Raw genomic sequence first — 10,009 nt, forward strand, 5'->3', positions numbered from 1 at the left:
CAATATAATGATTATTAGTAAATTACGTGAAGGACAAACCTTACGTACCTCCTAGGGTACAGGTTTGTCCTTTTTTGTATTTAAGGAGGGAAATTTGTGAAGTTACGAAAAAGAGTATTGTTAACTTGCACATCATTAATGTTAGCATTGCCATCGGTTGCGAGTGCGGCGAATAATAACATACCATTTTTCGATGGTAGCGAAAATTCGTTATTAAAATCAGACGAATTACAATTAAAAGGTAAATTGCTTAGACCAGGAAGTGGTTACAAATCAAAAGAGTTCGATTATAAAGCTGATTTACATTTTCCTGCTGTTTACAATGGTTCATTCAATTGGGGAAATCCATGGGAAAATCTAGTCCAAAATGAAGATACATCAGATCCTTATGTTCGAATCTCAAATGATGGTTACATTAACAGTGCAGTTGTTGTTGGGGATCGAATGGTAACAGAAGTTGAACAAGTTACAAAAACTGTTGTTAAAGATAAATATTGGGGTCAGCCAGATTTTGTTTTAACAAATATGGCAAAACATAAAATCATAAAATTCAAAGGATCAAATGATTCTTTAGGAAGTTTCTACTGGATTAGAGACATTGCCTATCTTTCTGGTGGATACGCAGGTGCTGGTGGTGTAAATGGTGTGAATAGGTATAGTTTGTGGTATGTACGCACAAGTAAACCTCAAATAAAAGATTTTAAAGCTACGAGTGGGAAAAAAGATATACCCGTAAAATTTACATTTAACGGTTTTGAATATGTAAGTAAAAATAAAGGATACAATGACCGAGATCCCAATGGAACAACAATAAACCCTTATCAAAAAGCTGCTGGAGAACGGAACCGAGTTAAATGGATGCTAGATATTACAAAAGATGGCGAAACCGTGTATCATCAAGAAAATTATCTACGTTCAACTCCGCAAAAAGATAATCAAAAACCAAATGAAGGTGATGCAGGGCAATTTAAGTCAGAAGAACTAAAGTGGCAGCCGCAAATGTGTGGTCGATATACTGCGAAAATTAAAGTCCTTGATGCTGTTCAAAGGGAGTCGAACGAGAAAAAAGTTGATTTCACCATTGATGGTAACTGTGGCACAGAAGTAACACCTAATCCAAATCCAGGTGATGAAGATGATTTTAAATATAAAATTGATTTCTCTGCTGATCGAATTGAAGGAGAAACAGCAAGAGAAGGAAAGAATATTAAAACAAGAGTAGATGTATCACGTGATAATTTTAAACCAGAGCGTGATCAATATAGAGCAAAGGTAAACAACAATATTAACAAGTCTCAACAAGAAGTAAATAGCTCTGAATCGGAAAGAGATAGCGCTCAATCTAGTCTAAGTTATTGTCGCCGTAATCCAATTCATGAAGTAGATGCCGAGGGAAGGGATCACTATTATGATAGAGACTGCTCTTGGGAAGAAAATAAACTAGATAGTGCGGCAAGTAAGCTAGATAATGCAAGACAAAAGTTTGAAAAAGAGAAGAATAAACTTAAAAAATTAGATGTATTAGAAGAAAAATATACGAACCCTGAAACAGTAGTTGTGTTAAAACATAATGGACAACAAGTATCATCACAAAAGGTAAGATTAACTGAGGGAGAAAAGAAAACCTTGAACCTTGACTGGCAACATAAAGGTAAAGGAACAATTCAAGCAGAAATTAACCCTGCGAGTAATCGCATAGACATAGAGGAAACTACGTATAAAAATAATCCTATTAAAACAGCAATCTATGAGCCTTCAAAAGAAAAGGCAATGTGTGGTGTAACGAGTGTAAAAGGTGTAGTAGAAACAGTAAGTGAACGTGTATCAAAAGAAGATATAGTTGGGAAAATGTATTATGAAACTTTGACAGGGAGTATTGATAATTTAGCTCCTTCTAAGCTGCATTCTGGTTATGGATTTTCGTATGAAGTAAACGGTAAGTACAAAAATGAGTGGAATGCAAATTACCCGGGTATATTTACTGCTGCTAAGGCACAATACCCATTTGCAGACGAAGGATTAAAGTCTACTCAAGATTTAGAGAAGAACGAACTTAAAGATAATACAGCGAAATTCTTACCTAAAAATATGTATTTATCTGAATCAACGGGACATGTTTTTGATAGTAAAAGACCAACTAAGTCTTTATATTGGGATGGACAAGAGAAAATCATTGATGGTGGCCAAAAATGGTATTCACCACTGAAGACAAAAGATGGTGTATACACTTTTAATGTAGAAACAGCTCCAGCAGGTATCAATGAAATGAGTTTATGTTTAACTGAGCAAGTAGAGATTAAGGGTGTTGCGTACGATGATTTCATAAAAAGAAGAGTATTTCCTGATGATCCATTCCCTGGAGGTAGTGGAGTAGGATGGAACTGGGTAGGGAATGAAGAACTACTTCATAAACTGACTGATTGGTATTACATGAAGAATGGGAAATAAACATAAAATATAGTATAATTAGATGAGTCGACACAATAATATATCCATCTTAAACGAGTAGCTGAATGGATAAACCAAAGGCACATCCCTTAATTGGGATGTGTCTTTTTTTGTAGAAAGGGGAATTTCCGAATGGATAAAAAGAAAAAACAGCGTATGAGAAGAACAATTTTTTTGGGAGTTATCGTAATGATTATCTCATTATATATTGGAAGTGAATTTCAGGATCGGAATGGGAAAAGCTATGCTCCTGCAAAGTATTTTGAAACAGGAACGAAATTGATTTCGTACTAAAAGTATTTTGTTTTATTTAACTAGCTATAGTGGATGAATATACATGACAGGTACTATAGTTGGTGTTATAATATGTGTAGAAGTATTACAAAGATAGTTTTTGCATAAACTAATAAAGACGAAGTGCTGGTAACACTTCGTCTTATGTAACTGCTACCGCAAGGTGGATGGTTGCTAAAAAAGAGTTTATTTTTTCTTAGAATCACCCTTCAAACGCTTGCCGGCATTGTGGGTGGTTCTTTTCGTTTTTCGTCGCTTTTTTTGTATTTGCTTCCAAGACGTTGATAGGTATTTACCTACTCGTTTTGCAAAAAATACAGCGACTTCTCTAGCAATTACTTTCAGTATCTCAATTGCTATCGTGAAAAGTATATCCATTCGATCACCTCCTTTCTCCATAAAATGAAAGAGAAAGGATAGCAACCGACCACCCTGAAATATTCAGTTACGTTATATTCATTATACCATATTTGAGGGTGGGTTAATAGCTTGAAAACCTTGATATGACAACGTTTTTAAGGGTTTTTTAAGTTTTGGGATCAGAGATTTGAAATGGTAAAAATAATATTTTTTTTAGAAATGATTGACATGAAACTCTATATATCATAATATTGAAATTGTAATATTAAAGAAACCAAATCCAACATTTTCATATAGACTTTAGATTAGCTAAAAGGACACACCTAAGGCGCATTATGCCATAGGTGTGTCCTTTTTTTGCGTTTAAAGGCTACATAAGGAGGAATACAAACATTGAAGCCATCTAAGTTTCAAAAGAAGCAGATTGCTGCGGTAGGTTTAGCTGCTGCAACAGTAGCGGGGATCTATGGATACAATCATTTCGCGGTAGAAAATGCTGTAAAACCAACAAAGATTGTTGTAGCCGCAAAGGATATACCTGCGCATACAGAAATTAAAGAAGACATGCTAGTGGAACGAACATTACCTGGTGATGCCATTCCACCCAATGCATTACGTGTAAACAAAAAAGATGTTGTAGGAAAGTGGACAAATGATGGGCAGCCCATTACAGAAAATAGCTATCTCTTTAAAAACAAGGTAGTAAAGAAAGAGGAGTTACCTGACTCTGCCATTTTAAATTTGAAAGATGGAGAAGTTGCTTTTCCGTTACTCGTTGATTTGGAAACAAGTTCAGGGAATAGTATTATTCCGAACACGTATGTGGACTTGTATTTCAAACAGGTTGTAAAAGAAGGGGACAATGAGAAGGTTGTATTCGGTGGTCTATTCCAACGTGTACGTGTGACTGCTGCAAAAGATAGCAATACAGAAGATGCATTTGTATTAGAAAAGAAAGAATCAAAAGAGGAACAAGAAGGAAAACAAAAGCCAAAGGTAACGCGATTATATACACTGGCTGTTTCACCTGAACAACTTCAATATCTAAACCGTGCGAAAACACTTGGAGATGTAATTCCTGTTGCAGTTGGACAAAAGGTAGAACAAACAGGGAAAGAATTAGAACCAGCTGAAGGATTCTCGCAAATATCGGATCAAAAGAACATTTTAGACTATGTAGAGAAGCATTCGACCAATCCAATTTCTAAAAATGTAAAAGAGTATGTATCGCAGTATCTGAGCGAATCTAAGTAAGAAAGGAGTTTTTAAGATGGATCGGCAAGTAAGAATCATTGCCTTTTATGCCACAAATGAAAACGTAGGAAAAAGCTCGTTAAGTATTACGATGGCGAATGAATTGGCTCATTTAGGGAAAAAAGTGCTTTATGTAGAAGCGGACCAAGTAAGACCAAGCTTTGCGGTTACAACTGGTCTTAGCCATGAGAGTAAGAACATGCTAGAGCTTGTAAGAAAAGAGAATGAATACAATCTCTTGCAGTATATTTGTACCAAGCAAGATTTACTAGAGAAAAAAGTAAATCCAAGGTTGATACAAAAATTACACGATAAGATGGATTTTCTGGTATTTCCATCAGGCTATAACCTAGCTCAATTCCCTGAGATTCAAAACAAAGAATTGTTTGTAACGGCATTTATAGAATCACTTGTAGACACAGAATATGATTATATCATTCTATCAGTGCCAACTGAATTATCGGAGGTGTTGAGTTATCCAATCCTATATCAATCAGACCTTGTTGTTCATGTGCTAAATGGAAATCCTCGTGGTGCATTAGCTATCAAACGTGAATTACAACTAATAGAAGATGCAAAGTTAACATTACCTCGAATGATTCATGTGCTAAATATGGCAGATGAGAATTATGTAGAAGATATTGAAAAGCTTTCTTCCCAACATATTGCGGTGACAATTCCGTATGACAGGGATCGTACGAGTTACGAATGGGGAATGCAATTTGGTTCCCCGCAAATTAATACAAAGGTCCATCACATTATGGAAGCAGCTGGTCTTAATATTCCATCCCAGCAATCCTCTATGAAAAAGGGTCTCTTTGGTTTACGAAGTTAAAAGGGGGACAAGGAGTATGTGGGGCTATTTACAGGAAAAACAAGTCGCCTTAAAGCGAAATCGAGTGGATTTATATCATTTTGGTTATAGGATTCGTGCCAAAACAGCTCGAAAGTTAGGTACAACTACAGCTCAACAAATCAAAGATATTACAGATGAAATTCGCGCATTTTTAGTAAAAGACCATCGTGATATTTTAAGTGAATCCTTTATGAATAAAGAAAAGAGAGCAACTGTAGAACAAATTATTAAAAGCTTTCTATTAAGCAATCAAGTTGTCATTTCAGAGGTACCTTCTGAACAGTTACTAAATATGGTGTGTGACGATATTGTGGGGTTTGGGATTATAGAACCTTTAAAAGAAGATAAGGATGTAACCGATATTTATATCAATGGCACAAAAGAAATTATTTACGAAAAAATTGGAGAGGGAGAATGTACATTTCCTTACCGATTTGAGACGGAAGAAGAAGTGAAAGCTCTAGCTTATAAGATGGTAAACAGTACATCAGAGTCATTAAATACAGCAAAGCCTTATGTGGACTGCGTGTTTCCGTATATCCGTATCAATATTGCGTTAGATGAACTTGGGGGACTCGGAACAACAATAACGATTCGTAAGAATGCAGATCACCTTCGTGCCTCTGAAGAACGTATGTTATCTACCAATCAAGCATCGAAAGAAATGCTGAACTTTTTGGCTGCAGCTGTGAAAGCCAAAATGAATATTCTAGTTGCTGGAGCTACAGGTACCGGAAAATCAGAGTTTATGAAATATCTTGCCTCTCACATTCCGAAAGGAAAGAAAAAAGAACGTACTCTTGTAGTAGAAGATAACCCTGAATTATATTTGCATCGCATTTTTCCGGAACATCATTTTGTTCCGATGCAGTGTAGGGCATCCGAAGTTGAGGAAAATGCAATCGATTTTGATAGGTTGTTAACAAATGCTTTACGTCAAGGACCAAAACGTTTAATCGTAGGGGAATCGAGGGGTAAAGAAGCATTGAAAATGATTAACTTCTTCCAAACAGGACATCCTGGCTTTACCTCTGTCCATGCAAGAAGTGCGAAAGAAGCAGTTAGACGTTTAATGCTTATGTGCCTGCAAAGTGGTGCGAATATCGATGCTCAGTATTTATATGAATTAATTTCACAGACATTTGATGTGATTGTCTTTTTAGAAAAGAAAGATGATGGGAATCGCTATATTACAGAGATGATTGAATTGTTGGATTATCAAGATGATATACAGTTCAATCAGCTTTCTCAATTTATTCCTTCGGGTGAGGAATATGATGAAATGAATGAAAGAGTAGGAAAGATTCATGGAGATCATATCATTACAGCAAAAATTTCAGCTGAAATGGAGAAGAAATTCCGTTCTTCTACTGTAAATCCAGCTCTTTATGCGCCATTCCTTTCACAACAGGAGGTGCAGTATGCATAGTTTGTTAGCCTATGGATGTATATTTTTAATCTTTATTAGTGTAGGATTGCTCGTTTTACTTTTTGCAAAATCGAAGGGTTCTGCTCTTTCTCAATTTGTACAAGAAACTGAGAAGGAAGAAAGACGCTTGGAATTAAGGAATATTAAAGGGATACGATTGTATCTACCGCAATCCGTTATCCAAGAAGCTCAAAAGTACGAATGGAAATTGACAAAGAGTATGTACTGGATATATACGATTCTTTCTGGGATGAGTATTGCAGCAGTGTTCTATTTTTCATTTGGACAAGATCCTTATACACTGATTACCATTTTATGTGGTTTTTTAGTTCCAAGGTTTCTTCTCTATCGAAGAAAAAAACGTTACTACTTGGTTGTCATTGACCGCCTCTCTATTTATATGAAGGCAGTTGCGAATGCACTTCAAATTAGTAATAATGCCAAACGCGTGTTAGTACAAGTAAAGCCAATGATGCATGAAAGCATTCAAGAAGAAATAGAAAAAGTTTCTCTTCTATTAGAAGGTGGTACCACAATGCATCGTGCGTTTAGAGGATTCAATGAAACGTTTAATTTTAGAGAATTGGTATTCTTCCATGAAATGTTGGAAGTGTGTAGCCGAGAAGGTGGAGCGAATTCAGTGCAAGTCTTACTGGATATTGCAGAAGATTTCGAAAAACAAAAGTTGTACTTGGCAAGATTGCGTTCTAGTTTATCACAAGCACAACGTGCCTTTGTACAGAACTGCTTAATCGTTATCGCCATGCCGATTTTGATTATGCTGATGTCAAAAGAAGCATATGGATTTTTAGCAGGTTCTATGATGGGGAAAATCGCATTAGCGGTGAATATGTTCATTGTCTTTTTCTTAGCAACCCGTGTAGAAAAGATTGCAAACTATAACCCAACAGAAAGAGGGGAATAAGGTGGCTACGATTTTAGCTGTAGTAGTATTCGTTGTCATGTACTGGGTATTCTCTACCTTTCTACAAAGTAAAAAAGATAGCGGTAGCTTACTTACGAACTATGTAGAAAATGCAAAACGAATTGAAAAGAAGAATTTAAATCAAATGATGCTCGCGCCCTTCCAGTCGTTATCACATAAGTATCTGACAGAAGAAAAGAAAGAGCAGATTCAGAAAAAATTAGAAGAAGCTGGCTTGGATACGAAACCAGAAGAATATTTAAAAATGAAGGTAGCATATCCCATCATTTTCACCTCTGTTTTCTTGATATGTACGGTGTTCCATGATTACTACTTATTTAAAGTGGGTGTTTTAATTTCCCCGCTGCTTTATTTCTATCCTGATTATCTATTAAAGAGAAGAATCAAGCAGGCGATAGAAGCTAGGAAGTTCGAATTACCAGAGTATCTAATTCCTATGCTGCAGTTGTTAAAAACACATACAACATTAGAAGCAGTAAAAAAGGCGCAAATATATGCCGGAAGACATCTTAGTCCGTATGTATCTACACTTACTGCGGAATTAGAAATGTATGCAGGATCGGATCAACCATTTCGAAACTTTGCTGCTGCTTTAAATAGTCCAGAAGTAAATACCTTTACGATTGCATTGCAACAAGCACAAAAAACGGACAAGGTACAGAGTCTTCGTATTATGGACGCACAGATTAAAATGATGCGTGAGTTAAAACATGAGAACTATAACCGTCTCATTCAAAATAAACCAATGGAAATGAATAAATTTAATGTCGCAGTTATTGGATGTATTGTGATTTATCCAATGGTGATTGTTATTCAATCTTTAATGCAAGGATTTGCAAGTTTATAGAAGATATTATCAAAAATGGAATAGGTAAAGGAGCAAGATATATGTTAACGAAAATGAAGAATTGGTTAAAAAATGAAGACTCACAATTATCATCAGAAAATGGTATGTTAATCGCCTTGGCGGTCATTATCGTATTAGTAATTGGCCCGTTTGTATGGAAAGCAATCCAAGGTGGTTATGATACGATTCTAGCTCGATTCACAAAAGCATCAAATAATGCCGATGTAAATTCTTGGAATAAGTAATAAAGGTTTTAGATTAATGATGTTTGTAACGTATAGCTCAAATAAATAGATAAGGGGAATTTAAATATGTTAGCAAAAATGAAAAATTGGTTAAAAAATGAGGATTCACAACTATCATCAGAAAACGGTATGTTAATTGCTTTGGCGGTGATTATCGTATTAGTAATTGGGCCATTTGTATGGAAAGCGATCCAAGGTGGTTATGATACGATCCTGGCACGATTCACAAAAGCATCAAGCAATGCAGACGTAAATTCATGGAATAAGTAATTAAAGATTTAAATAGATAAGTTCTAATTTTAGTAGATTCTTAAAATCGATATATAAAGGAGACGAAATGAAATGTTAGCAAAAATGAAAAGTTGGTTAAAAAATGAAGACTCACAATTATCATCAGAAAACGGTATGTTAATCGCGTTAGCGGTGATTATCGTATTAGTAATTGGCCCATTTGTATGGAAGGCAATCCAAGGTGGCTATGATACGATCCTGGCACGATTCACAAAAGCATCAAGCAATGCAGATGTTGATTCTTGGAACAAAAAATAAATATAAAAATAAAAGAGGGGGCTACTCTAAAAGTGGTTCCCTTTTTTACACAGAATTTTTTTTGAAATTAAGAGGGGAGTAAAGAAAATGGGTCTGTATATTGTGGGATTATTACTAAGTTACATGTTCCTAAATGTATTTACTGATTTGAAATATAGAAAAACAAAGAATATGTGGCATCTACTATTCTTAATATTGGGGATAGGAATCACGTATTTTGCTGGAATAAGAACAGGGAAAGAGATTGCAATTGTACTAGTCATGGCCTTAGCGTGTGGTTTATTGCTAGAGACATTTAAATTTTCTTCACCTGGTGATACCAAAATGCTTGTGGTGGTAGCCTTATATGTTAGCAATGTAGTAGAAGAATCGGCTATGCTTACCGCCATTACATTAACAGCTTTCCATTTACTATTCTTTTGGATTGCTAGTGTTTATCGATTAATTAAAATTTTAGGGTTTGTAGGAGCGATTAAAGACCAATTGGAGCATGCTGCTTCTATATTTGGGGCAAAACTACCAAAAAAAGAAATCAAGCTGATACAGAGCTTTCCAGGGGCTTGTTCTATTTTATTAGGAGCAATTGTGTATGTTGCGTTCACTATCTATCAAAACGGAGGTATGTTAGCTTGAATAGTAGAATCATTCATCAAAGAGAAACATATATTTATTTCACGATATTCGCACTAGTAGGGGTGCTTATTCATGCCCATCAACTTAAGAACGAAAACAAAATGAACTTTCGTTCAAACAAACTAAAAAACACGTAATGTACTTTTGG

Annotated in this window: 12 protein-coding genes; 11 read left to right on the forward strand and 1 reads right to left on the reverse strand. The window is 35.5% G+C overall.

Annotated elements, in window-relative coordinates:
- Positions 1-96: 96 nt before the first annotated feature.
- Both PDQ33_RS14415 and PDQ33_RS14420 read left to right on the forward strand, forming a co-directional pair.
- Positions 97-2,448 (forward strand): hypothetical protein, encoded by a 2,352-nt coding sequence (locus PDQ33_RS14415; RefSeq protein ID WP_270755972.1) that lies wholly within the window; start codon positions 97-99, stop codon positions 2,446-2,448.
- A gap of 132 nt (positions 2,449-2,580) precedes the next feature.
- On the forward strand, positions 2,581-2,742 hold the full coding sequence (locus PDQ33_RS14420) for a hypothetical protein (RefSeq protein ID WP_000358418.1): 162 nt from the start codon (positions 2,581-2,583) through the stop codon (positions 2,740-2,742).
- 186 nt (positions 2,743-2,928) lie between these two features.
- On the opposite strand, the gene PDQ33_RS14425 is transcribed toward PDQ33_RS14420, so the two are convergent.
- Positions 2,929-3,120, reverse strand: a complete 192-nt coding sequence (locus PDQ33_RS14425) for a hypothetical protein (protein WP_000353181.1) — start codon at positions 3,118-3,120, stop codon at positions 2,929-2,931.
- Positions 3,121-3,495: 375 nt separating this feature from the next.
- Here PDQ33_RS14425 and cpaB point away from each other — a divergent pair, with 375 nt between their 5' ends.
- The 9 genes from cpaB (at position 3,496) to PDQ33_RS14470 (ending at position 9,861) form a co-directional block, all read left to right on the forward strand.
- A complete protein-coding gene (cpaB, locus tag PDQ33_RS14430) occupies positions 3,496-4,356 on the forward strand; it encodes a Flp pilus assembly protein CpaB (protein ID WP_098341194.1) in 861 nt (286 codons plus the stop codon).
- Positions 4,357-4,372: 16 nt separating this feature from the next.
- Entirely contained in the window at positions 4,373-5,191 is an 819-nt protein-coding gene (locus PDQ33_RS14435; RefSeq protein WP_252597924.1) for an AAA family ATPase, read from the forward strand.
- Positions 5,192-5,207: 16 nt separating this feature from the next.
- Complete coding sequence (locus tag PDQ33_RS14440; RefSeq protein ID WP_270755967.1) at positions 5,208-6,641, forward strand: CpaF family protein; 1,434 nt, start codon at positions 5,208-5,210, stop codon at positions 6,639-6,641.
- Entirely contained in the window at positions 6,634-7,566 is a 933-nt protein-coding gene (locus tag PDQ33_RS14445; RefSeq protein ID WP_270755964.1) for a type II secretion system F family protein, read from the forward strand. The genes PDQ33_RS14440 and PDQ33_RS14445 overlap by 8 nt, the downstream gene beginning before the upstream one ends.
- Position 7,567: 1 nt before the next feature.
- A complete protein-coding gene (locus PDQ33_RS14450) occupies positions 7,568-8,434 on the forward strand; it encodes a hypothetical protein (protein WP_270755962.1) in 867 nt (288 codons plus the stop codon).
- Positions 8,435-8,475: 41 nt separating this feature from the next.
- On the forward strand, positions 8,476-8,679 hold the full coding sequence (locus PDQ33_RS14455) for a hypothetical protein (protein WP_000956352.1): 204 nt from the start codon (positions 8,476-8,478) through the stop codon (positions 8,677-8,679).
- 66 nt (positions 8,680-8,745) lie between these two features.
- Positions 8,746-8,949, forward strand: a complete 204-nt coding sequence (locus PDQ33_RS14460) for a hypothetical protein (protein ID WP_000879955.1) — start codon at positions 8,746-8,748, stop codon at positions 8,947-8,949.
- 72 nt (positions 8,950-9,021) lie between these two features.
- Positions 9,022-9,228 (forward strand): hypothetical protein, encoded by a 207-nt coding sequence (locus tag PDQ33_RS14465; protein WP_000879960.1) that lies wholly within the window; start codon positions 9,022-9,024, stop codon positions 9,226-9,228.
- A gap of 87 nt (positions 9,229-9,315) precedes the next feature.
- Complete coding sequence (locus tag PDQ33_RS14470; RefSeq protein WP_000525020.1) at positions 9,316-9,861, forward strand: hypothetical protein; 546 nt, start codon at positions 9,316-9,318, stop codon at positions 9,859-9,861.
- Positions 9,862-10,009: the final 148 nt, after the last annotated feature.

Source organism: Bacillus cereus group sp. Bc031, assembly GCF_027716265.1.
GTDB lineage: Bacteria > Bacillota > Bacilli > Bacillales > Bacillaceae_G > Bacillus_A > Bacillus_A paranthracis.

Bases quoted from the DNA above. Each gene is read 5' to 3' on its own strand.
- PDQ33_RS14420 (WP_000358418.1), top strand. From the start codon at position 2,581: ATGGATAAAAAGAAAAAACAGCGTATGAGAAGAACAATTTTTTTGGGA.
- PDQ33_RS14425 (WP_000353181.1), bottom strand. From the start codon at position 3,120: ATGGATATACTTTTCACGATAGCAATTGAGATACTGAAAGTAATTGCT.
- PDQ33_RS14435 (WP_252597924.1), top strand. From the start codon at position 4,373: ATGGATCGGCAAGTAAGAATCATTGCCTTTTATGCCACAAATGAAAAC.
- PDQ33_RS14440 (WP_270755967.1), top strand. From the start codon at position 5,208: ATGTGGGGCTATTTACAGGAAAAACAAGTCGCCTTAAAGCGAAATCGA.
- PDQ33_RS14445 (WP_270755964.1), top strand. From the start codon at position 6,634: ATGCATAGTTTGTTAGCCTATGGATGTATATTTTTAATCTTTATTAGT.
- PDQ33_RS14455 (WP_000956352.1), top strand. From the start codon at position 8,476: ATGTTAACGAAAATGAAGAATTGGTTAAAAAATGAAGACTCACAATTA.
- PDQ33_RS14460 (WP_000879955.1), top strand. From the start codon at position 8,746: ATGTTAGCAAAAATGAAAAATTGGTTAAAAAATGAGGATTCACAACTA.
- PDQ33_RS14465 (WP_000879960.1), top strand. From the start codon at position 9,022: ATGTTAGCAAAAATGAAAAGTTGGTTAAAAAATGAAGACTCACAATTA.
- PDQ33_RS14470 (WP_000525020.1), top strand. From the start codon at position 9,316: ATGGGTCTGTATATTGTGGGATTATTACTAAGTTACATGTTCCTAAAT.